Genomic DNA, 26,591 nt, shown 5'->3' with positions numbered 1-26,591 from the left:
TGCATATCATAAGCAAATCGGGCGAACGGTCGCCATCTTGCGGAGAGCAATGCAGTGGCGCGATCATTACCGGAAACGTCATTCGCGTCGCTCCGGTTCGCTGACGACGGCTGGCATCTTTCCGCAATAGCCGAGCGCGAGCGCCCCGGCCATGTCGCGGCGATTTTCTCGATCGGCAACGGATTCGTCGGCGTGCGCGGTCCGGGGGACGCGCCGGGCGATCCACGAGTGTATCTCAATGGCGTCTATGAGCGGGTGCCCATAGCCTATCACGAAGCGGCGCACGGCTTCGCGCGCGAGAGCGACATGCGGCTGGCGGTGGCCGATGCGACACGGCCGGCGATCCTGATCGACGGCTCGCCCCGGCGCGCGGCGGACAAGGTGGCGCTGGATCTTTCACGGGGACTGCGAACCGAGACGATCGCCGTCGACGGCGCGACGATCACGATCGAGCAGTTCGCGTCGGTGACCCGCCAGGGGCTGGTGCTCACCCGTGTTCGCCACACTGCGGGCCATCAGGTGACGGCGCTGCCCTGTGTCGCGCCGCCGCCCGGTGCTGGCGAGCCGGCGCCGCCGCCCGCCGATGCGGTCTATGACCCACGGATCGCACCCGCGCTGAAGCGCAGTCCGTGGATCGAGCAGAAAGTGCACGACGAGGCTGGGCTGGCGCTGCGCGTCGATCGACTTGATCGCAGCGGTTTCCTTGTGGCGGCGGCGATGAAGCTGATCGATCGACGCTCCATCGGCGACGATGTGCAGATTGATTTCGTATCGAGCTATCACGCCCTGCGCGATGCCGATCCGGAAAGCGGCGCGATCGAGGCCATCCGGTGCGCGAGCGCCGACGGATACGATGCGATCCTGGCCGAGCACGAGCGCTGGTTCGCTGGTTTCTGGGCCGACTGCGATGTCGCGGTCCCGGCCGATCCCAAGGCGTCGCTGGCGATCCGGTTCGCATTGGCGGAACTGGTGATGGCGGCGGGGCGCGACGGCAAGACCTCGATCGGGGCCAAGGGGCAGACCGGCGAAGGCTATGAGGGGCATGTCTTCTGGGATGCCGATCTTTACGTCCTGCCGGTGTTCGCCTTCACCCGGCCGGAGATCGCGCGCGCGATGCTGGCATGGCGGATTTCCGGGCTGGATGCCGCGCGGGACAACGCGCGGGCAATGGGTCAGACGGCGGGCGCGCTCTATCCCTGGCGAACGATCGGCGGGCACGAATGCTCGTCCTTCTTCCCGGCGGGATCGGCGCAATATCACATCAACGCGGATATCGCCTTCGCGCTGGAAACCTATGTCGCGGCCAGCGGAGACCGCACGATCCTGGCGGCCGGCGGCGCGGCGCTGCTGGTGGAAACGGCACGGATATGGCTGCAGATCGGCTTCCACGATCCGGCGCGCGACGGCGCATTCGTCATCAACCGGGTGACCGGGCCGGATGAATATTCGGCGATCGTCAACAACAACCTCTATACCAACATGATGGCCGCGCGGCACCTGCGCTTCGCCGCGCGCGAGGGCGAAGCTGCCGGGCTGATCGACGCATCGGAGGCGGCGCGGATGATCCGCGCGGCGGAAAAGATGTGGCTGCCATACGACGAGCAAAGGCAGGTTCACGCGCAGGACGATGCGTTCTTTGCCCTGCAACCCTGGCCATATGCGCAGACGCCCGCGAGCGCCTATCCGCTGCTGATGCATTTCCATCCGCTGACCATCTATCGTCACCGCGTATCGAAACAGGCGGATGCGGTGCTCGCGCTGGCGTTGATGCCGGAAGCGTTCGGTGCCGACGCGGGGCGCCGGATGCTCGATATCTACGAGGCGACGACCGTGCATGATTCGACGCTCTCGGCCAGCGCGTTCGCCACGGCTGCGGCGCGGGTCGGCGATGGTGCGCGGGCAGCGCATTATTGGCGGGTCGCGGCCTTGACCGACCTGTCCGATCTCTTCGGCAATGCCGATCACGGATTGCACATGGCGGCACTCGCGGGAAGCTGGAGCGCGCTGGCGATGGGGTTTGCGGGAATGCGTATCGACGGCGACGCGCTGACGTTCGATCCGATCGAGATTCCGGGGTTGGCGAGCTATGCTTTTACCGTGGCGTTTCGCGGTGCGCGGATCGAGGTGAGTGTTTCCGGGCGACACGCGCGCGCAACGGTGCGTGGCGACACCGCCGTCGCGGTACGCTGTCGTGGGGAAGATATCGTCACACCGGCGGACGCGGCGTGACGGTGGCATTTCGGGCGGCGATCTTCGATCTGGACGGCGTGTTGGTGGATAGCGCCAGGCTGCACTTCGTCGCGTGGAAAAGGATCGCGGACGAACTTGGCGTTCCGTTCACCGAGCATGAGAATGAGGCGCTGAAAGGCGTCGATCGCATGGGATCGCTCGACCATATCCTGGCGCTGGGCGGAATAACGCGCACGGCGACCGAAAAGGACGAGCTCGCCGCGCGCAAGAACGGCTTTTACCTCGAAGCGCTTGAAACAATGGGCCGAAACGATGTGTTGCCTGGCGCGCGTGCGCTGCTGACGGCTGCACGCGGCGCAGGATTGGCGCTGGCGGTGGCGTCTGCCAGCCGCAACGCGACCGCGGTGCTCGCGCGCGTGGGGCTGCTCGACGCGTTCGATTTCGTGGCCGACGCGGCCGCGATCGCCCTGTCCAAGCCTGCACCGGATATCTTCCTGGCATGCGCCGACGCGCTGACCACGCCGGCTGCGGCCTGTGTCGGCTTCGAGGATGCCGCCGCAGGGGTCGCCGCGATCAAAGCCGCCGGCATGACGGCGGTCGGGATTGGCGATCCGATCGTTCTCGCCGCTGCCGACCGGGTCTATGAGTCGACGGCAGCCGTCGATTTCGCGGCGGTGCTGCGGTTGGCGCCGGAAGGCGCCTAGGTTTCGCGGACGATCAGCCGGGTCGGCAGGACGCTCGACCTCGGCTTTCCTCCCTCGAGTATCTGCATCAGTTTTTCCACCAGCAGCGCTCCCGCCAGATGCGTTTCCTGTTCGATGGTGGTGATCGCGGGTGTAAAATGCGCCGCAGGCGGGATGTCGTTATAGCCGCACAGCGAATAATCGCGTGCGGCCTCAAGCCCGATTTCGCGAAAGGCGGCAATGACAGCCATCGCGGCCGTGTCCGAAAAAGCGAACACCGCATCCGGCGGTGGCGCCTTGTCGCGCAGCCGCTGCGCTACGCCTTGAAAGGTTGAGGCATAGGCCATCTGCTCCGCCGCCAGATGCTCGAGCGTGACGCCGGGATGATCGGCGGCGATTTCACGCAGGCCGGCCAGACGCATCTCGATCTCGGTATGAGCGGTGTTGCCGACGAACATCCAGCGACGTGCGCCACGCTCGACGAATAACTCGCCCGCCAGTCTGCCGCCAAGACGGTTGTCGCTGCCGACCGCGCAATAAGGCTCGGCCGGATCGACGCCGCCCCATACCACGAACGGTGCGCCAGCGCGCGCCAGGTCACGCAGCATCAGCCCTCTCGCACCCTGGCCGAGGAATATGAACCCGTCCGCAACCCGCGAACTGACAAGGTCGATATGGCTCTGCGCATCCGTAAGATTGGGCGGCGACAGCAGCAGATCCTGATTGCGCACCGACAGCGCCTCCGACACGCCCGCCAGTAACTCGAAGATGAACGGATCAGCGATGCGGCCGGCGCGATGCGAGGCAAGGTCCAGCACCACGGCGATCGTATCGTTGCGCGCCTGCCGCAGCTTCTGCGCGTTCCGGTTGATCGCATAGCCATTTTCGCGCGCGACGCGCAGCACGCGCTCTCGCGTTTCCTCGTTGACCAGCGGGCTGTTGTTCAGGACGCGCGACACCGTAGGCTTGGAGACGTTCGCCAGCCGGGCGATATCGCCCATATTCACGTCCATGCCGCGCCGACGCGTCAATATTCTCACTCCCGATAGCGGGGGCTCACGCCGAAGCCGTTGAAACCGGTTTCGCGATCACCGCCGCCGTGGCCGCTTGCCACTTTGCACGTGAGGGTAGGCTGGGGAAGGCCGTCGGCGCAACGTCAAGGCGCGCCGATGCGCGGTTTCCGTGCGTGTCGACGATTGCGAAACGCACTCTCTGACGAGGGGCCGCCGCATTGGTTTCATCCGCAGTGTTGCATCGGAGCAACGCATCTCGCCGATGTAAAATATATAACTATTTGTTATATAATGCTTATCTTCAGGTAATGGAGTTGCAACATTTTATTGAAATGCAATTCAGTGAGGCGTAGATCCTGTGCCAGGACGCGTGTCGAAAAGGATGCGTCCGCCGCAGGAGAGGAATATGACGTCGTCGCGCCATCGTAAATTCATCGCCGTTTCGGGCTTCGCCGTCGCGATGGTCCTTGCCAACGGAGCATCGGCACAGGACGCGACGACGGCCCCGGTCGCGGCGCAGGACGCCGGAAATTCTGCCGCTATGGACGACATCGTCGTCACCGGCCGCCCGGCTGGCAGCGGGATCAACAAGCTCGAGGCGGGCTATTCGATCACCACCATATCCGCCGACGACATCAAGCTGCAGGCGCCGAAAAGCGCAGGCGATGTGCTGAAATCGATCCCGGGCGTCTGGGTCGAAAGCTCGGGCGGCGTCGGCACCTCGAACGTCTTCGTGCGCGGCATCCCCAGCACCGGCGACGCGCCGTTCGTCACGATGCAGTTCAACGGCATTCCGGTGTACGGCGCCAGCAGCCTGTCGTTCATGGACCAGACCGGCATGGTTCGCATCGACGACACGATCGAGGGAATCGAAGGCGTGAACGGCGGTCCGGGATCATTGTTCTCGGACGGTCAGCCAGGCCTCACCACCAACCTGCGGCTGCGTGAGGGAGGCGAGCAGATGCACGGCAGCCTCAGCGCTTCCGTCACCGATTACAGCGCCTATCGGGTCGACGGCTATCTGAGCGGCAAGATCGCGACTGACACATATTATATGGTCGGTGGTTACCTCTCTCGTGGCGACACGGTGCGGCGCGCAGGCTTCGACACCGAGAAGGGCGGGCAGATCACCGCCAACGTCACCCACAAGTTCGACCGAGGCAGCATCAACGTGTTCGCCCGCTACACCGACGATCATGGCGAATGGTTCCTGCCGTTCGCCGCGGGCGTTCCGGGCGTCGACCTGGGCACGTACAACCAGCTCAGCCAGTATTCGCGCTATGCGACGATCATCGTTCCGGGCAGCGCCGGCAGCGGCGCCACCCAGAATGTGGATTTGAACGGCGGGCGCGGCTGGAAGGGCGTCGTCTCCGGGGTCAACCTGAATTACGATTTCGGCGGCGGCCTCTCCTTTGCCGACCGCTTCGGATTCTCCAGTGGCACGCTGCAGACGATGGGCCTCGTGCCCGCCGGTGCCGGTGCGGTGACGGTGGCGACGGCGCTCGCCTCCTCGGGCAATCCGGGCCAGACGGCGGTGCACACCATCAACACCGGTCAAACCCTCGCCCCGACCGACTATGTGCAGCAGTTCGGCGCCTGGGTGGTGGAAAAGAAGCTCCGCAACATCTCGAACGAGGCGGTGGTGACCTTCAAGAGCGGCGCCAACACGCTCAATCTGGGATATTACTTCTCACACTTCTCCTCCACCGACGCGTGGAGCCTGGGCGCGAACCGCTGGATGCAGGTCGGCGGCTCTCGCGATCTCGTCGATCTGGATAACGGCCCGCTCAGCAGCTTTGCGATCGCGGATTACGGGCGGGCAGACGTCAACGCGATCTACCTGTCCGACTCACTCAACATCACCGACGCGCTGCGCATCGATGCCGGCGTGAGGCATCAGTGGACGAACATCAAGTTCAACATCCAGGGCAACGGCCTTCCCGATTATGCCCGCATCGAGCGGCAGGCTACCCCGTGGACGGTGGGCCTCAACTATCGCGCGACCAGCACGCTGGATGTCTATGCGCGCGTTTCCCAGGGTTATCACTCCCCCTCGTTCGACGACGTTCGTTCGCAGCTTGGCAACACTGGCCCACGGCTCGACCTGAACTGGAGCGTTCGGTCGTACGAAGGCGGCGTGAAGTATCGCGATCGCGGCCTTTCGCTCGCGCTGACCGGCTTCTACGACGAGGTGGAAGGCGCGGTATATAACGATGTCGGCGTGCCGCCGCAGATCGCCGGTTCCCGAACCAAGGGCGTGGAATTCGATGCCTCCTGGCAACATGCCAGCGGCTTCGGCGTGGTCGGCAATGCGGTGCTGGAGGATGCGAGCACGCACACACCGGCGATCCCGGCGTTCGATGGCAAGCGTGCGCAGCGTATCCCCTCGTATCAGGTGCGCGTCACGCCGACTTACACGCTTACCGCTTCCGACACGTCGGATATCACCCTCTACGGCACGTTCGAGGCGATCGGTAAGCGCTACAGCGACCTCCTGAACCTGCAGGCGCTGCCCGCCTATCAGACGCTGAGCGCCGGCCTGAAGGCGCGGGTCGATGGCTTCACGCTTCAGATCGCCGGCGACAATCTCACCAACTCACACGGCCTGACCGAAGGAAATCCGCGCTTCCTGGCCGGGCCGGGTGCCGCCATCCCCGATGTGCGCCCCATTTTCGGCCGGTCATATCGGGTAACCGTCGGCTACGCGTTCTGATTGCTCAAGGGCCGGGTGGCGCGCCCGGCCCTGTCTCGTAAGCGACGACCGATCGAGGGCTCGCTGCCGCAGCGGACAGCGGAATCGCGCCTGCGGACAGAATTCGTCGGGTCATCCGTGTTCGAGCAAGCGCCTCCGGGCCATCGTTAGTGCCGGGCCGCCCGCGCGCTAACCTCACTGCGCCGTCATCCCGCCATCGACGACGAACTCGGCGCCGGTCACATAACTAGCCTCGTCCGACGCGAGAAAAAGCACGCAGTTTGCGATCTCTTCCGGCTTGCCCATCCGTGCCATCGGCACCATCGTCGCTACCCGCTGGCGCTGCTCTTCGGGATCGGGCGCGGCGAGAGGCGCCGTCATCGCGGTTTCGATCATGCCGGGATGGACGCTGTTGACGCGGATGCCGTCCCTGGCCGTCTCCATTGCCAGCGCCTTGCCGAACAGGCGCACCCCAGCCTTGCTCGCGCCATAAGCATGCGTCCGCGCGAGACCGACGATCCCGCCGACCGACGAGATGTTGACGATCGACCCGCCGTTCCCGGCCTCTCGCATTGCGGCGACCGCCTCGCGCATGCCCAGGAAGGCGCTCGTCATGTTGACCTCCATCTGTCTGGAAAAGCGCTCCAGCGACATTTCCTCGATCGGATAAAGGATCGCCACGCCCGCGTTGTTGACCAGAATGTCCAGCCGCCCGCGATCATCGACAATGCGGCGCACCGCATCGGCCCACCCGGTTTCGGAGGTGGCATCATGCGCAAGTCCGACCGCGTTCTCGCCGATTTCGGCCGCCCGCGCCCGCGCGCCCACCTCGTCCACGTCGCCGAGATAGACGATCGCCCCTTCCTGCGACAGACGCCGGGCGATGGCCTGGCCGATCCCCCCGACCGAACCGGCGCCGGTTACCAGCGCCACTTTGCCCTCGACCCGTCCCGTCATCGTCAATCTCCCCTCCGATAAGCCCAGATGCGGTGGTCGATGTTTCGAACACGAAAACGCCACCGTCGCCGCACCCCGCCCTTTCTGATCCTGCTCAGCCGCGTGGAATGCCGAGCAACATGATTATATCACGAACATCATAAATCTCCGGGCTCGCGACGCAATGAGGTGTTTTTCGCAATGCCCCGATCGACGTGATCGCACGATCCCAAATAGAAATTGACATGCGTGCGATAAAAACGTTAACCCCCGCGCAATCAGACTGAAAGATCTGCTTTTAGGGAGGGGAACATGGCCATACTGCGTATGGGGCAGGCGGGCTTTTGCCTGTCGAAATCCAATGACATTTCCGGCCGCGCGGCACGCGGATTACTCCTCTGCGCGGCGGCGCCGCTAGTGCTGGCGCTGACGCCCGCCGCCTTGGCACAGACGGCGGCGCCTCCCCCGGCCGATAGCGTTGCCGCCGCGCAACCTTTGGCGGCGGCGAATGAGCCGGGCGACGTCATCGTCACCGCGCGTCAGCGCTCCGAAACGCTGGCGACGACCCCCCTCTCCGTCAGCGCGATCTCGCCGACGCAGCTGGAAAATACCAACGCGCTGACGATCCAGGATGTCAGCGGCTCGATCCCCAATCTCGTGATCCAGCAGGTCGGGGCGGGCGCCTCGGCCGCCGCGATCGCGATCCGCGGTGTCGTCTTCGCCGATATCGAAAAGTCGTTTGACCCCGCCGTCGGCGTGCTGGTCGATGGCGTCTTCATCGGCACGAACACAGGGCAGTTGCTCGATTTCTTCGATATCGGCAGCCTTGAAGTTCTGCGCGGACCGCAAGGCACGCTCTTCGGCCGCAACACGATCGGCGGCGTCATCAACATCCGTCGCACGCGCCCGACGGGCGAGTTCGGCGGCAAGGGTGAAGTCACGTTCGGCAATTACGGGCTGTTCCAGGCGAAGGGCGTGCTGAACGTGCCGATCATCAAGGATGTGCTGGCGGTGAAGCTGTTCGAGCAGCACACCCACAGCGACGGCTATTACTACAACGTAACCTTCAAGCGCAGCGAACCGGGCATAACTTCGGACAATTTCGGCGCCGCTTTCCTTTTCACGCCAGCACCGAATTTCGAAGCGTTGCTTACAGTCGAGAAACAGACCCAACGCGGGCACACCGTCAATTCTTCCGGTAGCACGACCGGCGATCTCGTCTGCCTCGTCGCGCCCGCCAATCAGTGCAATCGCAACCTAACTACTGATCTATATACCACCTTCACCGAGTTCGATAATCCGACGCGCTATTCATCTCCGGCAGCTACGCTGGAGATGAATTGGAACGTCAGCGACGATGTGAAGCTCACGTCGATCACCGGCTGGCGCAAGAGCAACGAATCCTTCTACCAGGATTTCGACGGCACGTCGGCGCAGCTATATGAAACGATACGTGACCAATTTTATCGGCAGTTCTCGCAAGAGTTGCGCGTTTCCGCAAAAGTTAGCGAAACGTTCGATTTCGTGTCCGGCCTTTATTATTTCGATAATCGCTATACCAATCACCAGACCACCTTCCTCGGCCCGATCTTAGGCGGCACCACAGCCAATCAGTTCGCAGAACAAAACTCGAAATCATATGCGGCGTATCTTGACGCCAACTGGGCCTTTGCCGATCACTTCCGCGTGACTGTCGGCGGTCGATACACGAAAGACTCCAAAACGTTCCGCAACCGTTTCCCCGGCGCGTTCGACGTTTCGGCGAGCAAGGACTGGAGCAAGTTCACACCAAAGATTTCAGTCGACTATCGCCCCAATGAACAGGTGATGTTCTATGCCTCCTATTCGCGCGGTTATCGCGCGGGCGGATTCAACGGGCGAGCCACTTCAGTCGCCACGTCGCAGCAATCCTACGATCCGGAGACGGTGGACAGCTACGAAGGCGGCATCAAGACGCAGTTCTTCGACCGCAAGCTCTCGTTCAACATCGCGGCGTTCAAGACCAAATATGACAATAAGCAGGAATCGATCATCCGCCGCACGCCACCGGGATCGCCGAACGCGAGCGAAACTGTGGTGGCGAACGTCGCCTCTGCATCGATCAAGGGGATCGAGGCGGACTTCACGGCACGCCCTGTCCGGGGCCTGTCGCTGAACGGCTCCGTCGGTTTCCTGAAGTCGAACTACAATGACTTTCTGACGCTCAACCCGTTGACGTTGACCCCGATCGACTTCTCGGGCCTCAGCCTTACGTTCAACCCGAGCTTCACCGGATCGGTTGGCGGATCATACACCGCCCCGACAGCGATCGGCGACATCACTCTATCCACCAACTACCGCCATATCTCGACCTATTTCACCGCAATCACGCCTGATCCCTCCAACCCTAACCCGGCTGCGCCGACACTCAACGTCGTCGCCAGCCGAACGCGACCGCTGGATCAGTGGGACATGAGCGTTGCGCTTGAGCCCGATCTTGGCACCGGCAACTTCAAGCCGCGGATTAACCTCTATATGCGCAACATACTGGACAAGCGCGGGATCGCGGCCAACACGATCGTTCCGGGCCTGTTCAAGTCGCCCAACGCCCGCGAACCGCGGACATATGGTATCGAACTCGGCTTCAGCTTCTAATGAGCTGACCGGGGAGCGATCGGTGGACAGACGGCGCGGAAAAGGGGGCGCGCCGGCCGTCTGCCGGTCGTTCGACACGAGACAGACTATGACGAAAGCCCCAGACGAAGCCGCGATAGTTCAGAATTGCTATGTCGTCCACGACCTGAAGGCGGCATGCGCTCGAATGCATGGGCTATACGGAATAGGCCCCTTCGTCGGCGGCGGAGAGAACACGCTCGATAATCACATCTACCGCGGAATAAGGACTACTCCGATCATTATCAGAGGGGTGTTCGCCCAGTCGGGTGATCTGAACCTCGAACTGATCCAAATCCTCTCCCGCGGGCCCGACGCGTTCAACGACATGTTCGCAGAAGGCGCCGAAGGCTTTCATCACAGCGCGGTATTTTGCTCCGATTACGGCGCTGCGCGTGATAAGTGGATCGCCGCCGGATATTCGATCGCCAGTGAGTTTATAACGGGCTTCGGCGAGCAGATCTGCTATGTCGCCGCGCGTGCGACGCATGGTCACATGATCGAGCTATACCCGGAAAATGAAATCATCCGCGCAATGTATCGCACCGCGCGAAATGCAGCACAGAACTGGGACGGGCAGGACCTGATCGTTCCTTGGAGTCGATATGATTGATCGCGACGGGCGGAACCGGGACCAGAAATGACCACGATCGATTATCACGCAGCTATCCGCCTGTTAGTCGCGGTTCGCGGTCACCCGTTCGATCGGAACGCCTTCGCAGCGCTTTTCGATGATATGCCCGGGATCGCCGCGACATTCGTCGACCAACCAGCGGCCGCGCATATGATGCGGCCCGATCTGATCGAGGCGTTCGACGCGCTAGTGCTGTATGACATGCCCGGCCTCGACTTCGTCGCCGAGCCGCGCGCGGCGCCTGTTTCCCCTCCCCCGGGATTCGTAGAGAATTTCACCGCGATGCTCGACCGCGGCATAGGGGTACTCGCGCTTCACCACGCGCTTGCCGGCTGGCCGGGCTGGCCAGAATACGGCGAATTGCTCGGTGGCACATTCCTGTATCGGTCGGGCATCTTGCGTGGTCAGCAGCGAGCAGATTCCGGCTATCGACATCAAGTCGATTATACCGCTGAGGTCGTCACGCCGGATCACCCTGTCCTTGCCGACATTCCGGCGACCTTCCCCATGGTCGACGAACTATATCTGGGCGAGGTGTTCGAGGACGATGTGGTGCCGTTGTTGCGCGCCCGACACGCCTTTGCTCGCGACAATTTCTACTCCGCGACCGCCGCGATCGAGGGCCGCATGTTCTCGAATGAAGGATGGGAACATCCCGACGGCTCAAACCTGATCGGCTGGGCGAAGCGCGCGCGTAACAGCCCGCTAGTCTATCTTCAACCTGGCGACGATAAAGTGACGTACGACAATCCGGTATATCGAAAGCTCGTCGAGAATGCGGTTCGCTGGGTCTCATCGCCAGCCGCCCGGGAGTGGGCAAAGTGAGCATGCGGCTGGCCGGGCGCCATATACTTGTCAAAGGCGCAGGTTCGGAAATTCTGCGACGACGATTGCGCGGCTTGAGACGGACGGTGCCAAGGTATTCGGCGTGGATCGGGCACGGTGCGGTAGTTATCTCACTGAACGTCACCGAGGCCGATGCAGCGGAGCGGATCATTAACGGCGCGATCGAGGCGATGGGTCCGTTAGACGGGATGGCGCTATGCGCGGGGATCGGGGCCCGGAGAATATCGGGGCCGCCTTCACCGCCAACCCAGCCGATGCCGCATTCCGGGGGCAGAAAGCCGCGCTCGGGCGGCTGCGCAGGCCGAAGGATATCGCCGACGTCATCGCCTCCCTGATGAGCGACGCTGCGCGCTTCATCACCGGCGGCGGGATAATGGCGGACGGTGCGGCAATGGCCGCACCGTAGCCCAAACGGGCGTCAGAACTGGACGCGCTTGGTATAGCCACCATCGACGATCAGGTTGGTGCCCGTGATCCACGCCGCCGCCGGGCTGGCGAGAAAGGCGATCGCGTTCGCCACATCGGCAGTCTCGCCAAGCCGCTTTACGGCTGTCGCCTCCTCGAACGACTTGTACATGTCCGGCGCGCCTTTCCGGATGTCGTCCCAATTGCCTCCCTCGAACCAAACCGGCCCGGGCGATACCGCGTTGACACGAATTCCCTTCGGGCCCCACGCCTGGCTAAGCTGACCCGAATAGGTGAGCAACGCGGCCTTGATGGCGTTGAAGGCGTTCGGCGCGAAGAAGGTTTCCGTCGCCGCGATACTGGCGAGGATTACGATCGACGCCGCTTTCGATTCTTCGAGATAGGGCAGCATCGCCTCGCACCCGCGCACGGTTCCGAGCACGTCCATCTTGTAGCAAGCGTCCCAATCCTGCGCGAGCTTCGAGCCGGACGCGCTGGCGGATGGGATGAAGATATCGCATCCGCCAAGTTCGTCAGCGATCTCGGCCAGCAACGCGGGATAGCGATCGAGATCGGCAAGATCGCCCTGCCTCGCCACCACCTTGCCGCCATGCCGCGCATAGGCTTTTGCCGCATCGTCGATCTGTTCCCGGTTGCGGGAGAAGAAGCCGACGTCGCAGCCTTCCGCCGCGAGCAATTCCAGCGTCGCACGCCCGGTCCCGCGGCTGCCGCCGGTCAGCACCACTTTCAGGCCCTTGAGTTTCAGGTCCATGTTTCTCTCCTTAGTCGGTCGTGTGGATCATCATCAGACGCAGGCGGCCTCACACGCCCACCATCCCGGCGGTCGCCCCGCCGTCGATCACATAATCGGCGCCGGTCACGAACGCCGCATCGTCCGATCCCAGATACGCGACCAGCCCGGCGATCTCCTCCAGTGTGGCCATCCGCTTCATCGGCGATACGCCTTCGAGCATTGTGCGCGCCGCAATCGGATCGGGCGCGCCGGTAATGGCCCCTTCAATCAACGCCGTGGCGACGACGCCGGGAAGGATCGCGTTGCAACGGATGCGATAGCCGTGCGCCGCGCAATGCATCGCAATCGACTTGGCAAGCAGACGGACGCCACCCTTGGAAGTAGTATATCCGACATTGCCCGCCAGCCCCAGCATCCCGCTGATCGAGCTGTTGAGGACGATCGAACCGCCTGGCCCCTCGGGATTGTCGCGCATGATGCGGATCGCGGCCTGCGCGGTGAGCATCGGGCCGGTCAGGTTGATCGCGATGATGTCGTTCCAGGCCGCAAGCGAGATATCCTCGACATTGGTATCCCCGCCCTCCACGCCAGCATTGGCGAAGGCGAGATCGAGCCGGCCGAGCGCGCGAAGCGCCTGCTCCACCCCGGCCCATCCAGCAGTGTCCTCCACCGCGTGGCGAACGAAGATCGCGCCGGTTTCATCCGACACCCGCGCGCCCGCATTCTCGTTGCGCCCGGTAAAAACCACCTGTGCGCCTTCTCGCCGAAGGCGCGCCACGGTGGCCTCGCCGATGCCACTCGTGCCACCGGTAACGAACGCGACTTTGCCGCGATAGCGTTCCATCAGCGTACCTGAAGCACGGTGTAGCCGCGCGATGTGAAACGCCATTCGCCATCGGCATCGCGGCGCAGATCATCGTCGTAACGCCCGGATACAAGCCGCTCGGTTCCATCCGTCTGCTTGAGCATCTCCAGCATGTAACTGCGGGCGGTGGCCTTATCGCCGTCGATCGACACCGCCCCGTGCGCCACATACATACCCGCGCACTCGAAGCCGGCCATCAGTTTCACCCACAGATCGGATATTGCCTGTCGGCCTTCGGCGCGATGCTCGCCAACCTGCCAGTGCGCGTCGGCGGCCCAGCATTCGGCATAATCCTCAAGATCGCGCCGGAATACCGCATCGTTATACGATTCGATGCGCTCGCGAATGGCGAGGCGATCGGCCACGCTGCCTGTAAATCCGCGCATCAGATGACCTTCGCGAAATACGCCTGCGGCGTGCCGGTGGCGTCATAGACCTGCTCAACCGCATCGCAGCGATATTTCTGCGAACGCGCCTGGATCAGACCGGATTTGCCGACGTGATCGCGCATCGCAGCATAACTCGGATCGCGGAAGTGGCTGGCGAGCGCATCCTCGCTTTCCCATTCCTCGTAAACGTTAACGCGCCCCGGCTTGGCAGGATCAAGCGACCAGTCATAGGCTACGCAGCCCGCTTCCGCTCGCGATGCCTCGATCAGCGGCTGTGCGTCGAGCAGCGCCTGCTGTGCGCCGTCAGGCTCCAGATCGATAACCGCATTGATGATGATCGGCACGTATTCCTCCTCGTCAGGTCTGTTTAAGTTGTCCGTCGCGCACCATCGCCGGACGGGTGAATATCACCGCGGCCAGCGCGACGACGATGCCGCCCGCCAGCGCCAGGAAGGGGATGGTGAAATCGTCGGCCGCCAGCACCTTCGTGCCCGGGTCAAGCAGCACCATGGTCACCGTGGCGCCAAGACCGGTGCCGACCTGCTGGGCGGTGAAGAGCAATGCGGTGCCCACGCCCTGTTCGCCCGGGGCGAGCGGCGCGGTCGCGGCCTGCATCATCACGATGAAGGTTGTGACGCTGCCAAGCGCGCAGATGACCATGCCGGGCGCGATGCTGGTCGCATATGGCTGCCCCATGGACATCGCGAGCCACGTCAATCCGGCAAGGTTTAGCAGTCCGGCCCCCAGCACCGCCCTTCGCGCGGTAACACGCGCAAGCAGGGTCGGCGCGAGTTGGCCCGCCGCGATCACGGCGAGGGCGTAGGGCATCGCTGCCAGACCGGCCAACGCCGGCGCGAAGCCCAGTACGCGCTGCATGTAAAGCTGTGACAAGACGAGAAGACCGCCGACAGCCGCCATGAACAACGTGAGCGTGAATGCCGACAGCGCGAACATCGGTCGCCGCACCAGGGTCGCGGGCACCAGCGGCGCAGCGACACGCCGCTCGATCGCGACGAACATCGCGACCGTCACGCCCGCACCGGCCAGCATCGCGAGTGTCGTGGGCGCCACCCCGATTCGCCCGAGCAGCGCGATACCGCCGACCAGCAGCGTCATCGCGACGGTCGCGGTGATCGCTCCCGCGCCGTCGATCGCTTCGCCGCGTGTCGTCGCGACCCGCGGCAGCCAGGCCAGCGTCATGGACAATGCGATGCCGACGAGCGGCACGTTCACGAAGAACGCGCCGCGCCATCCGAATGTCGAAACGATCCAGCCACCAACGAGCAGCCCGACGATCAGCGACAATCCTTGGGTGATCCCGAATATGCCAAGCGCGCGATGACGGATCGGCCCGTCCGGCAGGAAGGCGGTGATGAGCGCGAACGCGCCGGGGGAGAGCAGCGCCACTGCGAGCCCATGCGCAACGCGGGCGGCCAGGACGAGTTCGAAATGAGGCGCGAGCCCCGCCGCCAGCGACGCCAGCCCGAACAGCGCCAGGCCGACGGTGAGCGCGCGGCGATGGCCGTAGCGGTCGACCAGCTTGCCGCCGACGATCAGCGTCCCGGCCAGCGCCAGCGTGTTCGCGGTAACGACCCAGCCCAACGTGGCGGGCGAGACACCTAGATCGCGCCCGATCGACGGTAGCGCCAGGCTCACGATGGCGAAATCCGCCGTCAGGATCAGCTTCGTCAGCGCCATCAACGCGATTACCCGCCGGTGGTGTCTGGCGTCACTCGCCTCCATCACCCTCTCCCGCTATCGTCCGCGCTTGATGCGCGATAACATGCACAGCGTTATATATTTAGCTGCGCAACACAAGGAGAAGATGATGCCGACCAACCGCCGCTTCCTGCTCGAACGCCGGCCGAACGGCGTGCCCGGCCCTGCGGACTTCCGTTTGGCGGAAGCGCCCGTCCCGGTTCCGGGTGACGGTGAGTTCGTAGTCCGCACGATCTACGCCTCGCTCGACCCTGCGATGCGCGGCTGGCTTGACGATGCACCGTCCTACATGCCGCCGATTCCGCTGGGCGATGCGGTACGTGCCAGTACCGTGGGGCGTGTGGCAGCCTCGAAGAACGCGGACTTTCCAGAGGGAGCATGGGTCAGCGGGCTCGGCGCGATCGAGGAATATTCGCTGTCGCAGGCCGGCGGCTTCATGCGGCGGATCGACCCCGATGCGGTGCCGTCCCCCTCCAACTATCTCTCGGTGCTCGGCGCGGTCGGGATGACGGCTTATTTCGGCGTTGTGGACGTGCTGGGCGCTAAAGCGGGGCAAACTCTGCTGGTGTCGGGCGCCGCCGGTGCGGTCGGCTCGCTGGTAGGGCAGATCGGCAAGATCCTTGGCTGTCGCACGATCGGGATCACCGGAGGACCGGAGAAGGTGGCGCGGCTGACGCGGGATTATAAATACGACGTCGGCATCGACTATCGCCGCAAGGATCGCGTGACACTGGAAACGGAAATCCGCGCCGCCGCGCCGGATGGCATCGATCTGGTATTCGAGAATGTCGGTGGAGACATCCTCGATGCGACTCTGGCCTGTCTTTCCACTCATGCGACCGTCGCGCTGTGTGGCCTCATCAGCGAGTATAACTCGCCGGAGAAGATCGGCGCGCGCCAGCTGTGGCAATTGATCGTCCACCGCGCGTCGATCCGTGGCTTCCTGGTCTCGGATTATCTGGCCCGGTTCGAGGAGGGTGGCGCGCAGATGGCCGCCTGGATACGGGAGGGCAAGCTGCGGTTCGACGAGCATATCGATCGCGGCATCGAGAATGCGCTGCCCGCGTTCCTGCGCCTGTTCGAGGGGACGAACGAGGGCAAGATGATCCTCCAGATCGGCGAACCCTGATCCTTCTCATTGATGGCCTCGCCGCGCCGATCGGCACGGCGAGGCCATGCATTCAGGCGCTCATCCACTTTTCCAGATTTTCGTGGAAATAGCGCACGCGCCGCTCCTGCCAGGCAAGATAGTCGCGCTTGTAGCCGCGCGAGTGAAGCCCGCGCTGCTGCACTTCCCACACCTCTACATCCTGGGTGATTCCCGGCCCCATGTCGACCTCGCCGACCTTGCCCTGAACGTGGGGTGCCGGCACCGAGACATCGACCCATTCGGCCATGCTCTGCGAATAATAGCGCTCGGTGCCTTCGGGAAAGAGCGTCATGTACCACATATCGAAATAGCATTTCTCGGGATCGCTCTCGTGCGGGCGACCGCGCAGCCAGATGTTTCCGTCCGGCTTCAGGCTGAACGACAGGTTCGGGAAGATCGTGAAATGCCAGTGGTCGGTAAGCTGATCGTCATGATAGGTCGAGAAGTCGAAGCCCTTCTCCGCTCCCTTCTCGCGCTTGGCTTTTTGCAGCGCGGAGCGGATCTCACCGGTTTTGCCCCCCCGGAATGAATCCGGGTCCAGCCCCCAGAACTCCAGCTCCTGTTTCAGATAGCCGAGCGTCTCGTTCTCGCCGCCGCGAAGCTGCTTGGTCGGCCCGGCGCCAGGCATGAACATCCGCGCATGGCCTTCTTCATACAGGTCGAACTGGCAGTGGTGATGTGAATATTCCATCACGAATTTGGTCTGCGGATGGACGAACGGCACGTGATAGCTCTCGTTAAAATTGTCCTGGATGAGCTTCCAGTTGAAATTGCCCTCGATCGTCATCCAGTGCGTGCGGACCATCCTGTCCATCGGATAGGTATCGATCTGCGCGGCGATCGGCCCCAGGAAATCACGCAACGGTTTCGCGTTGTTATCCATGTTGATCCAGACAAAGCCGGCCCAGACTTCGCATTTCACCTCTACCATGTTCAGCTTGCCGCACGGCGAGCCCTGAATGAAGTCAGCTTCGTCGGGCACCGTCTTTAGCTTGCCGGCAAGATCATAGGCCCAGCCGTGATATGGGCACACCAATCGCTTGGCATGCCCCTGCTGGCCCACCACCACGGGCATCCCACGATGTTGGCACACGTTATAGAAGGCTCGCACCGTATCGCCCTCGCCCCGCACGCAGACGATCGTCTCGGGACCGAAATCGGCGGTCAGCCAGTCGCCCTGCTTCTGAAGCTGCGCCATGACGCCAGCGATCTGCCAGGTCTTGGTCCAGATCTTGTCCCATTCGCGGGCGGCCCATTCGCGAGAATAATAGCGATCCGGCGTTATCGCGGTATTCCTGAATTCCGGCTCGCGGAATTTGGACATGTCCGCCCGTGCGATATCGCCTTCGGGCCGGTTGATGACGGTGGCCATGGCTTTTTCCTCCTAAAAACAGATAATCAGGCGGCCCGCGCGGTGCGGGCGAAATGCGAATAGGATGCGTCGCTCGTGCCGCGATCGCCGAAGACGTAGCCGGGCGAATTCGCTCGATCCCAGATATCGGACGCGCCCGCGCTGGTGCTCCAGTCATAAACGGCGTGGCGATGCGCGATCTTCCACACGCCATGACGCCGCTCGAAACGATCGAGATACCGGCCGGCAGCCACCATGAAGCGATCGCCGCCGTCGCCCGGCAGCACGTGATGGGCAATGAAATATGCCTCACCCTGCGCCTGATCGCCATCGATCTCGACGAGAACGTTACCGATCATGTGCTGAGTGCGTCGCATCCCCTTCAGCACCTCCATCACCCACGGAACGAAATCGGCCGCCGTGCCCTTGAATCCTCCATGATCGTCGGTGGCGTCGGGATGAAAAACCTCACGCACCAGATCAGCGTCGCAGCGATCGATCGCGCGCGCGAGCTTGTGGACCAGTTCGACGCAATCCTGCTTGTCCAGCAGCCGCGCGAGTCGGGGATCGGGTGCGGTCATTCGTCAGTCTCCGGTGTAGCTCGGATCATGGGGGGCACGCGCGCCGATGCGGGACAGGCCGCCATACAGCGGCCCGTCCCATGACGCGGTGGATGGCGTGTTGCGGTTCCAGTCGTGGACGTAGCGGCGGTGCGCGATACGCCATTCGCCGCCGCGCTTTTCCAGCCGATCGAGATAGCGGCCGCCGACCTCCATCTCCTCCGGTCGCTCGGCGCCATCGACTTCATGATAGGCGCGGCAATAGGTTTCCGCCGTGGCGCGATCGCCGTCGATCTCGATCAGCATGTTGCCGAGGAAATGCTGCGTCCGCCGCATCGCCCCCAGCGCCTTCACCACGCCGCCGGACCAGTCGCCCGCATCCATGAAGCCGTTGCCGTAATCCGCCTGCGCGCCCGGCCACCACACCGCCCGAAGCACCGCCTCGTCGCAGCGATCTATCCCGCGCGCATAGCGGCAAAGCACATCCTGGATCGCCAGCCGATCCGCGAGAAGCGACATCTGGATCATCGCGTGCGCACCTCTTCGCGGCGACACGACAGATCGTGCGGCGCGCGCGCGCCGAGCGGAAAGCCAGGCTTCTCGCGCAGCAATCCGTCCGCCGCCGGCTCGGTGCGGACCCAATCGACCAGTTCGCTGCGGTGCGCGATCTTCCACGCGCCCGCGCGCCGCTCGTAGCGATCGACATAGCGACCGGATACGAACAGGTCTTCCTCGCCAACCCGGTGGAACGCCTGGAAATAAACCTCGCCGAACGCGGTATCGGCGCCCTCGAAATCGATCCGCACCTGCCCGATCATGTGATGGTTGGCGGCGTGCGCCCGCAGCACGCCCTGCGCAAACGCAACGAAGCCATCCGGGCCGCCGCGAGAGCCATCGCCGTAATCCGTCGTCGCATCATCATGGAAAACCGAGCGGTGCAGAGCCGGATCAAGCCGATCCTGCCCGCGCATGTAGTCACACGACAGGTCGTAGATCGCATGCCAGCTTTCGAGGCGGTCTATCCGGTCCATGTCAGTCACGCGCCAGATACTGATCGATGGTCTGGTGGAAGCGCCGCGTGCGCGCCTCCTGGTAATTGCCGAGCGTCTGGCCGCGTTTCGCCGATGCCTGGAAGCCGCGATATTGCATCGCGAGATTATCGGTATCCTGATCGTACACCGCGCCGAGCCCGGGACTCATACCCGGCGCATCAGCATAGGACTGATCCGCCGCAATCGGGATCGGTTCGGGCGGATAATCCAGCGGGGTCCCTTCGGACACCAGCTTCAGGAACAACAGATCGAACATCGTGCGCGATGGATCCATCTCGATCGGCCGGAAACGATAGATCATCGGCAGCGACACGCCCGGAAACAGGCACATGTTCGGGAACAGGTGATATTCGATCGAATCGAGCATCTCGCTATCGGAATAGTCGGACAGATCGACGCCGGCATCCGCGCCGATCTGCTCGCGCAGCTTTTCGGCGGCGACTGATCGCGCCGTCCGCCCCTCCGGCACCACCGCGCCGTCGACCCGCATTTTATCGAGGATCTGCTGCTCGGTCTGCGGCTCGGTATAATGCGGGCTGGGCGTGCCGATCGTGTGAACGAAGCGCGTCACATGATCGCTGAAGATGTCATAAGCCGCATTGGCGTCACCCGCCGTCGCCAGACCCTGCGCATGCGTCTCATAGACATGATATGCCTCCAGAAACGCTTCCTGCGCCGCTTTCCAATTGGTCGGCAGCTCTTTTTGCAGATGCAGCGAGATGCGGCGGTTGCGCAAATCCCAACGACCGGTGAAATGCTCGGCGAGCGGGCCGAGCTGATCGGCAAGCGGCGCGGCATCACGATCCAGATTGATGAAGACAAACCCGCCCCAAGTTTCCAGCCTGACCTGGGGCAGTGCAAACTTCTCGTCCGAAACATGCGGGAAATCCCACCGGCACGGGACGTTCTTCAGCCCGCCCTCCAGCGTCCAGCTCCAGCCATGGAACGGGCATCGCAGTTCCGGGGAGGCGCCGCTGCTCTCGGATCGTTTCAGCTGCGTTCCGCGATGCAGACAGGCGTTGGGAAAGGCGCGAATGACGTGGTCATCCCCGCGAACGATCAGCAGCGACCATGGCCCGATATCGTAGGTGATCCAGTCGCCCGGCTCGGCCACATGCTCCTCGCGGCAGGCCCATTGCCACGTCCTCGCCCACAGGCGCTCCATTTCGCGCGCGAAGAACGCCGGCGAGATGTAACGATCATAGCCGATGTCGCCGTCGCCAAGGAACGCGTAGCTCTCCGCGACCAGTGCATCCGGCACTGGCCACCCGTCCGCCAGGATGATCTCGCGCGCGCCCGGGCCGGGGCAACGCGCGACACCGGGCGCGACTGGATCATTGAGAGCCATGAGCGATCCTTTATAACACGCGCGCTATCTTTATCAGTATTTCACCGTCAGTTGAAGCTTAACCGTGCGCGGGAACGCGCCGTAGCCGATGATATCACCGGGCACCGCCGTCGGCAGGCCGGTGTTCGCCCCGGTCAGCGGCGCCGTCCCCGCGCCGACGAAATAGAATTTGTTGGTGAGGTTCTTGCCGATCAGCGCCAGTTCCCAGCGCTCGTCGGCCGAGCCGACCCGCACACCGGCATCCAGCACGGCATACGCATCCTGCCGCGTCCGGCCGTCGCCGAAGCTGGAGCCGAGATAGGAGGAGGAATAGCGGCCATCGATGCTGCCGCCGACCTTCAAGCCGCTCGCGGTGGTCGTGTCATAGGCGGCGCCGAGCGTCGCGGTCCACTCAGGCGCGTTCGCGGTCGGCGCGCCACTCAGATTCTGGAACGTCGCCGCAACGCCTGCGCCGGGCGCGACGCCGGCGGCCGTCAGCGAACAGCCATCCGTCGGGCTCTGGCCCGAATAGCAGGGCGCCAGGAATTTATCGTAGCGCGAGCGGTTGTAGTTGACGGTGCCGTGGAACGACAGCCCCGGCATGGAGAGCGGCGCATATTCAAGCTCCGTCTCGATGCCCTTCGAGCGTGCTTCGCCCGCGTTATAGGTGACGTAAGAGAATACCTGCGCGTTGAAATAATCGATCTGAAGATTGGTATATTTATAGTCGTACGCCGTGACGTTGAAGCGCACCTGATTATCCGCCAGCGTGGTCTTTATGCCGACCTCGAAGCCCTTGCCCTTCTCCGGGTTGAACGCAAGATCGCGGGAGGGATTATTGGTGACGAGCGCGGAGTTGATCGCGCTGTTCGAGAAGCCGCCCGATTTGTACGCGGTCTTGTACGCGCCATAGATCATGATCTTCGAGCTTGGCTTGTAGCTCACCGTGAAATCCGGCGACCAGTCGTTGAACGTCTGGTTGCCATAAAGCGTGCCGTCCACCGCCGCCGATTGCGGCCGGAAAAGCGTGGTGAGGAACGGGTTCACATAAGGCTGGGTGAAAAAGCTGGTCTTGGTTTCATGCGTGTAGCGCACGCCCGCCGTCCCCTCCAGGCCGGGAATGAGCTTCAGAATCAGCTGCCCGTAACCCGACAAGGTCTCACCGTCGGTGGCGGAGAGTTTGGCGTAGGAAATGAAGGTGTTCTGCGTCGCGGCGTTGGTATTCTCCGAGCCGGCGAACACCACCGCCTGATAGAAATCACGCCGCGTTTTCTGGTAAAGACCGCCCAGCATGATGTTGAACGGGCCATCGAACGTCGTCAGCCCGCGCACTTCCTCGCTGAACGCGTGATAGGTGGAATTCTCCGTCGCCCACACGTTGCCGCCCAGGAAATCGCAATCGCAGGTGAAACGATTGTTGTTCCAGTTGTAGTTCGTGACCGAGGTCAGCGTCGCATTGTCGAGCTTGTAGTTGACCGTGCCCGTCGTCTGCCACGAGGTATAGCGATTGTAGAGCTGGCCGTCGCTGCGCGCGAACGGCAGCGTCTGCGCCAGCGCGGCCGGCAGCTTGTTCTGGAAGATCGTGAACCCGCCGTTGCACGGATAGGCCGGATTCGCCGTCTGCACCCCACCCTCGCATCGCACCGCTGAATAGTTCCAGCCGTTGCCGAGCGTGTAGTTGAACGAGCCGGACGCCTTGAGATTGATCGAGAGGCGGTCGGTCGGATCCCACTTGAGCGTGACACGGCCGATCAGTTCGCGCTCGCGCGGTTCGTCGCGCGCGGCGGGCTCGGCGGTGCGCGGCGTCGTGACGAAATTGGCGGAATTGGTCGTGTTGTAGGTCGCGGTGGCGGCGTCGTTGGTATAGTAACCGCCGAACATCCGCGACGCGCGGATCGCGACGCGCAGGCCCGCGTTGTCGCTGATCGGCGTCGAGATGATCGCCTCGCCATAGACCTGCTGCGCGTTGAACTCATAGCCGACGCGACCGATATATTCGGGCTTGTCCCCGGGATCGGCGGTGCTCAGCGAAATCACGCCGGCGGTGGCATTCTTGCCGAAGAACAGCGACTGCGGGCCCTTCAGCACCTCAACGCGCGCGAGATCGAAGAAGCCCTCGTTGATGATCCGGCCCTGCCCGTAATAGACGCCATCCACCACGACCGCGACCGACTGTTCGATGCCGATCGACGTGGCGGACGAGCCGATGCCGCGCATCGTAAGCTGCGCTCCCGCGCCGTTCGAGGCGCGCGCGACGGTGAATTGCGGGGTGGAAGCGGCGATCTTCTCCAGGCTGGTCAGGTCGCGCTTCTGAATCTGCTCGCTGCTGATCGCCTGAACGGAAACCGGAATGTCCTGCACGCTCTCCGCGCGGCGGCGCGCCGTGACGACGACATCCTCGAGGCCGCCGACCTGCGGCGCGCTTGTGGCCGCGCTCGCGGTGGCGGTGGCGGGCGGCGCTGTTTCCTGCGCGTTCGCCGGCGTCGCCAGGCAGGTGAACATGGTTCCTGCGAGCCAGCAGGCCCGCGACCGAGCAAACGCCTTCATCCCATCTCCTCCACACAGTGCCTCGTGGGCAGCCGCATTTTTGCGCGCTGAAGTCATGTATCAAATTTTGGGCCGGGTGCAATCTTTTTGCATTGCGTATTCATTTTAGTCGCCAGTGGACAAAACCGCGCGCGCAGGGCAGAGATGGTGCATGCCGCAAACGGAAACCCGCGGCGCGCTCGACGCGCACCCCGACAAGCCACTGCTCTATTCGAGCCCGCTCATCATAGAACGGCGGCGACGGCTGCTGCGTGAGGCGCGGCAGATGATCGGCGAAGGCGGTGTCGAGAATTTCAGCGTGCGCCGCCTGTGCCAGCGCGCCGAGGTTGCCCAGCGCACGTTATATAATGCGTTTCACAACAAGGATCGGGTGATCGCGCTCGCCATTCGCGAGGCGTATGACGAATTCAACCTCAACGTCCGTTACCGGACGGACGCCAACACGCTGCCGGGCGTGCTCGACCGCACGATCGCGATCAACCGCCGCAACTTCCGCGTGCGAAATTACACGCGGGCGGTGGTGTCGATCTATTTCGCGCCCACGACACCGCGCGACGTGTGGGAAACGCTGCGCGACATGTCGGTCAACGCGATCCACGAGTGGTTGGTCGTGATGCAAAGCCGTGGCGAATTGCGGCCGTGGGTGGATATCAATCACTTCGCGACGACGATGGCGAACGTGCAATATTCGGTCATCAACGACTGGTGCCTCGGCCGCCTTTCCGACGAGCAGTATCTCTCCCGGCTTGCCGAAAGCATGCTGCTGCTGCTGATCGGCGCCGTGCAGGGCGCCGTGCGCGACGAAGCCGAAGTGTTCCTGATCGATCTGCGTCGTTCCGGCGAGGTGCCGAAGTTCCCCAACATGGTCTGGGTGCCGCAACCCGCGGCGGCCGAAGCGGCTGCGCCGGGCGACGCGGCGGCGAAATAACGCGGCGACGCCTGCTATCGCAGCCGCACATGCAGCGCCGCCAGCCCGCGCAGCAGCCGGTTCGGCACATGGCGAAAATCGTTCGCTCCCTCCGTCAGCTCGAAGCGGTCGTAGCGCGCGAACAATTCCTCGAACGTCACCGCCAGCTCCTTGCGGGCGAGCATGTTGCCGACGCACATGTGGATGCCGCGCCCGAAGGCCAGATGGCTGCGCGCATTCTTCCGCTCCACATCGAAGCGGTCCGGCTCGGGGAAAACCGCCGGATCGCGGTTCGCCGCCGCGAAGCGCAGCATCACCATTTCGCCGCGCTTGACCGCGACGTCGCCAACCATCGTGTCTTTCGCGGCGACGCGCCACAGCCCGGCGGTCGGCGACAGGAGACGCAGCATCTCTTCGACCATATTCGGGATGAGCGAGCGATCCGCGCGCACCTTCGCCTCCTGCTCCGGGTTTCGGATCAGCAGCAGCAGGCCGCCGGCGATCGTCGAGGTGGTCGTCTCGTTGCCGGCGACCATCAGCTGCTGGACGACCGAGAGAATCTCGGCATCGTCCAGCGGTCGCTCGCCCTCGATCGTCGCGTTGACGATCGCGCCGAGCAGGTCGTTCGGCCCGTTGCCGTCGCGCCGCGCATCGATCAGCCGCTTAACCTGCTGCTGGAATTCCACCACGAGATGCGCGCATTCCAGCTCCCGCTCCCGCGTCGCCATGCCGCCCAGCCGGTCCGCGAACGCGTCCGACCAGCGCTTCACGTTCGCGGCCTCGTCGCGGTTCATTCCGATCTGGGCGGCGATCACCGCGACCGGTAGCGGGACCGCGAAATCGTGAACGATCTCGATCGACTCGCGCCCGGCGAGCGAATCGAGCAATCCGCCCACCACACCGCGGATCTCATCCTCCATCGCGTTCACGCGCGGCATCGAGAACGCCAGGTTCACCAGCTTGCGAAACCGCGTGTGCACGGGCGGGTCGGCGGTAAGCATCGTATCGACCTGCGGCCATCCATCCGCCTCGATCGCCGCGATCTGCGCGTCGTCGGCGCGCGCGCCCCGCATCATCGCGCCGAAATCGCTGGAGAGCTCATCGGGCCGCCCCGCCGCCTCCGACACGATCTTGTGCGAGAGGAGCAGGTGAACCGTGCCCCCGCCCGCCGTGGCGACCGGGCCGCGCGCGAGCGCCTCCTGATACCAGGCGAACGGCTCCTCCAGCATATCGGGATCGAAGAATTCCGGCAATGTCCCGGCTGTCGTCACCACTCGCCCCTCCCCTCGGATAATTGCGCGGCTCAGCCCTGCGCGCTCGGCCGTGCCGCAACCCGGGCGCGCCATGCCGCCAGCCTGTGGAGATCCTCGCGCAGCGGCTGGCCGACCAGCGCGCCGAACTCCACGAACGAGAACAGCAGAATGTCAGCCAGCGTGAAGCGGTCGCCCACGATCCACTCGCGCTCGCCCAGTTCCCCGTCGATCCATGCCAGGCCGTCTGCGGCGATTTCCTTCAGATCGGGCGCGGCGGCGCTGGAAACCACGCGCACGCGCGGCTCGAACATCGGCCGCCCCTCCGCGCCGCGGAACCCGGTCGTCATCGGCTCCGCCACCCTCAAATCGATGCGCCGCACCCACATACGCGTGTGCGCGCGCTCCTCCGGCGTGGTGCCGATCAGAGCCGGCTGCGGCTGCTTCTCCTCGAGATATTCGCAGATCGCGACCGTCTCGGACAGCATCGCGCCGTCGTCGAGCTCCAGTGCGGGCGTCGTGCCGCCGGGGTTGACGCGCCTGTAGGCATCCTGCCGGTTCTCGCCGGCCATGATGTCAACGGAGCGGCGCTCGATCTCCATGCCCTTTTCGGCAATGAACATGGATACCACGCGCGGGTTGGGCCCGACCGAATCGTACAGGATCATG

The 26,591-nt window shown here is 63.7% G+C and carries 24 protein-coding genes; 9 read left to right on the top strand and 15 right to left on the bottom strand.

What is annotated here, in order from left to right:
- Positions 1-54 precede the first annotated feature (54 nt).
- Together ACM61V_RS07950 and pgmB are read left to right on the top strand one after the other, a co-directional pair.
- Entirely contained in the window at positions 55-2,229 is a 2,175-nt protein-coding gene (locus ACM61V_RS07950) for a glycoside hydrolase family 65 protein (protein ID WP_137787292.1), read from the top strand.
- The gene (pgmB, locus tag ACM61V_RS07945) at positions 2,226-2,894 is read left to right on the top strand and encodes a beta-phosphoglucomutase (protein ID WP_249341593.1); all 669 of its coding nucleotides are present in this window, start codon (positions 2,226-2,228) and stop codon (positions 2,892-2,894) included. Before ACM61V_RS07950 ends, pgmB begins: the two co-directional genes overlap by 4 nt.
- On the opposite strand, the gene ACM61V_RS07940 is transcribed toward pgmB, so the two are convergent.
- On the bottom strand, positions 2,891-3,904 hold the full coding sequence (locus ACM61V_RS07940) for a LacI family DNA-binding transcriptional regulator (protein ID WP_249341594.1): 1,014 nt from the start codon (positions 3,902-3,904) through the stop codon (positions 2,891-2,893). The two genes, pgmB and ACM61V_RS07940, sit on opposite strands and share 4 nt — an antisense overlap.
- A gap of 388 nt (positions 3,905-4,292) precedes the next feature.
- Here ACM61V_RS07940 and ACM61V_RS07935 point away from each other — a divergent pair, with 388 nt between their 5' ends.
- Complete coding sequence (locus tag ACM61V_RS07935; protein WP_137787293.1) at positions 4,293-6,599, top strand: TonB-dependent receptor; 2,307 nt, start codon at positions 4,293-4,295, stop codon at positions 6,597-6,599.
- Between the two features lie 174 nt (positions 6,600-6,773).
- Here ACM61V_RS07935 and ACM61V_RS07930 read toward each other — a convergent pair whose 3' ends face one another.
- The gene (locus ACM61V_RS07930) at positions 6,774-7,535 is read right to left on the bottom strand and encodes an SDR family NAD(P)-dependent oxidoreductase (RefSeq protein WP_137787294.1); all 762 of its coding nucleotides are present in this window, start codon (positions 7,533-7,535) and stop codon (positions 6,774-6,776) included.
- A 291-nt stretch (positions 7,536-7,826) separates the two neighbouring features.
- On the opposite strand from ACM61V_RS07930, the gene ACM61V_RS07925 reads away from it, so the two are divergent.
- The 4 genes from ACM61V_RS07925 (at position 7,827) to ACM61V_RS07910 (ending at position 12,052) form a co-directional block, all read left to right on the top strand.
- Positions 7,827-10,148, top strand: coding sequence for a TonB-dependent receptor (locus ACM61V_RS07925; RefSeq protein WP_137787295.1), 2,322 nt, complete (start codon positions 7,827-7,829; stop codon positions 10,146-10,148).
- Complete coding sequence (locus tag ACM61V_RS07920; RefSeq protein WP_137787296.1) at positions 10,120-10,779, top strand: VOC family protein; 660 nt, start codon at positions 10,120-10,122, stop codon at positions 10,777-10,779. The genes ACM61V_RS07925 and ACM61V_RS07920 overlap by 29 nt, the downstream gene beginning before the upstream one ends.
- Before the next feature lie 27 nt (positions 10,780-10,806).
- On the top strand, positions 10,807-11,625 hold the full coding sequence (locus ACM61V_RS07915; protein WP_137787297.1) for a ThuA domain-containing protein: 819 nt from the start codon (positions 10,807-10,809) through the stop codon (positions 11,623-11,625).
- Between the two features lie 217 nt (positions 11,626-11,842).
- On the top strand, positions 11,843-12,052 hold the full coding sequence (locus ACM61V_RS07910) for an SDR family oxidoreductase (protein WP_137787298.1): 210 nt from the start codon (positions 11,843-11,845) through the stop codon (positions 12,050-12,052).
- Between the two features lie 12 nt (positions 12,053-12,064).
- Here ACM61V_RS07910 and ACM61V_RS07905 read toward each other — a convergent pair whose 3' ends face one another.
- The 5 genes from ACM61V_RS07905 to ACM61V_RS07885 are packed head-to-tail and all read right to left on the bottom strand — an operon-like array spanning position 12,065 to position 15,802.
- The gene (locus tag ACM61V_RS07905; RefSeq protein WP_137787299.1) at positions 12,065-12,823 is read right to left on the bottom strand and encodes an SDR family NAD(P)-dependent oxidoreductase; all 759 of its coding nucleotides are present in this window, start codon (positions 12,821-12,823) and stop codon (positions 12,065-12,067) included.
- Between the two features lie 49 nt (positions 12,824-12,872).
- Positions 12,873-13,649, bottom strand: a complete 777-nt coding sequence (locus ACM61V_RS07900; protein WP_137787300.1) for an SDR family NAD(P)-dependent oxidoreductase — start codon at positions 13,647-13,649, stop codon at positions 12,873-12,875.
- Positions 13,649-14,056, bottom strand: a complete 408-nt coding sequence (locus ACM61V_RS07895) for a nuclear transport factor 2 family protein (RefSeq protein ID WP_137787301.1) — start codon at positions 14,054-14,056, stop codon at positions 13,649-13,651. Before ACM61V_RS07895 ends, ACM61V_RS07900 begins: the two co-directional genes overlap by 1 nt.
- Positions 14,056-14,403, bottom strand: coding sequence for a putative quinol monooxygenase (locus ACM61V_RS07890; protein ID WP_137787302.1), 348 nt, complete (start codon positions 14,401-14,403; stop codon positions 14,056-14,058). The genes ACM61V_RS07895 and ACM61V_RS07890 overlap by 1 nt, the downstream gene beginning before the upstream one ends.
- Positions 14,404-14,416: 13 nt before the next feature.
- Positions 14,417-15,802: an MFS transporter gene (locus tag ACM61V_RS07885; RefSeq protein WP_419713927.1), complete on the bottom strand. Its 1,386-nt coding sequence runs from the start codon at positions 15,800-15,802 to the stop codon at positions 14,417-14,419.
- Positions 15,803-15,887: 85 nt separating this feature from the next.
- On the opposite strand from ACM61V_RS07885, the gene ACM61V_RS07880 reads away from it, so the two are divergent.
- Positions 15,888-16,907 (top strand): NADP-dependent oxidoreductase, encoded by a 1,020-nt coding sequence (locus tag ACM61V_RS07880; protein WP_137787304.1) that lies wholly within the window; start codon positions 15,888-15,890, stop codon positions 16,905-16,907.
- A 52-nt stretch (positions 16,908-16,959) separates the two neighbouring features.
- Here the strand turns inward: ACM61V_RS07880 and ACM61V_RS07875 are convergent, their stop codons facing one another.
- From ACM61V_RS07875 to ACM61V_RS07850, 6 genes are read right to left on the bottom strand one after another with little or no spacing between them, the layout of a single operon-like run.
- A complete protein-coding gene (locus ACM61V_RS07875; RefSeq protein WP_212742200.1) occupies positions 16,960-18,300 on the bottom strand; it encodes an aromatic ring-hydroxylating oxygenase subunit alpha in 1,341 nt (446 codons plus the stop codon).
- Positions 18,301-18,326: 26 nt separating this feature from the next.
- The gene (locus ACM61V_RS07870) at positions 18,327-18,860 is read right to left on the bottom strand and encodes a nuclear transport factor 2 family protein (RefSeq protein WP_137787305.1); all 534 of its coding nucleotides are present in this window, start codon (positions 18,858-18,860) and stop codon (positions 18,327-18,329) included.
- Positions 18,861-18,863: 3 nt separating this feature from the next.
- The gene (locus ACM61V_RS07865; RefSeq protein WP_137787306.1) at positions 18,864-19,367 is read right to left on the bottom strand and encodes a nuclear transport factor 2 family protein; all 504 of its coding nucleotides are present in this window, start codon (positions 19,365-19,367) and stop codon (positions 18,864-18,866) included.
- Positions 19,364-19,870, bottom strand: a complete 507-nt coding sequence (locus ACM61V_RS07860; protein WP_249341606.1) for a nuclear transport factor 2 family protein — start codon at positions 19,868-19,870, stop codon at positions 19,364-19,366. The genes ACM61V_RS07865 and ACM61V_RS07860 overlap by 4 nt, the downstream gene beginning before the upstream one ends.
- Before the next feature lies 1 nt (position 19,871).
- Positions 19,872-21,239 carry an aromatic ring-hydroxylating dioxygenase subunit alpha gene (locus ACM61V_RS07855; RefSeq protein WP_137787308.1) on the bottom strand — a complete coding sequence of 456 codons (1,368 nt, stop codon included), beginning with the start codon at positions 21,237-21,239 and terminating at the stop codon, positions 19,872-19,874.
- Between the two features lie 33 nt (positions 21,240-21,272).
- Positions 21,273-23,765 carry a TonB-dependent receptor gene (locus ACM61V_RS07850; protein ID WP_419713926.1) on the bottom strand — a complete coding sequence of 831 codons (2,493 nt, stop codon included), beginning with the start codon at positions 23,763-23,765 and terminating at the stop codon, positions 21,273-21,275.
- Positions 23,766-23,916: 151 nt separating this feature from the next.
- Between ACM61V_RS07850 and ACM61V_RS07845 the strand changes: the two genes are divergently transcribed.
- On the top strand, positions 23,917-24,693 hold the full coding sequence (locus ACM61V_RS07845; protein ID WP_137787310.1) for a TetR/AcrR family transcriptional regulator: 777 nt from the start codon (positions 23,917-23,919) through the stop codon (positions 24,691-24,693).
- 14 nt (positions 24,694-24,707) lie between these two features.
- Here the strand turns inward: ACM61V_RS07845 and ACM61V_RS07840 are convergent, their stop codons facing one another.
- Positions 24,708-25,943, bottom strand: coding sequence for a cytochrome P450 (locus ACM61V_RS07840; RefSeq protein WP_249341597.1), 1,236 nt, complete (start codon positions 25,941-25,943; stop codon positions 24,708-24,710).
- Between the two features lie 32 nt (positions 25,944-25,975).
- Positions 25,976-26,590 (bottom strand): glutathione S-transferase family protein, encoded by a 615-nt coding sequence (locus ACM61V_RS07835; RefSeq protein WP_137787312.1) that lies wholly within the window; start codon positions 26,588-26,590, stop codon positions 25,976-25,978.
- Position 26,591: the final 1 nt, after the last annotated feature.

Source organism: Sphingomonas sp. TX0543 (assembly GCF_048565505.1).
In the GTDB taxonomy this organism is placed as follows: domain Bacteria; phylum Pseudomonadota; class Alphaproteobacteria; order Sphingomonadales; family Sphingomonadaceae; genus Sphingomonas.
Note: the sequence above shows the minus strand (reverse complement) of the source record. Positions and strands in the feature narration are given on the sequence as shown.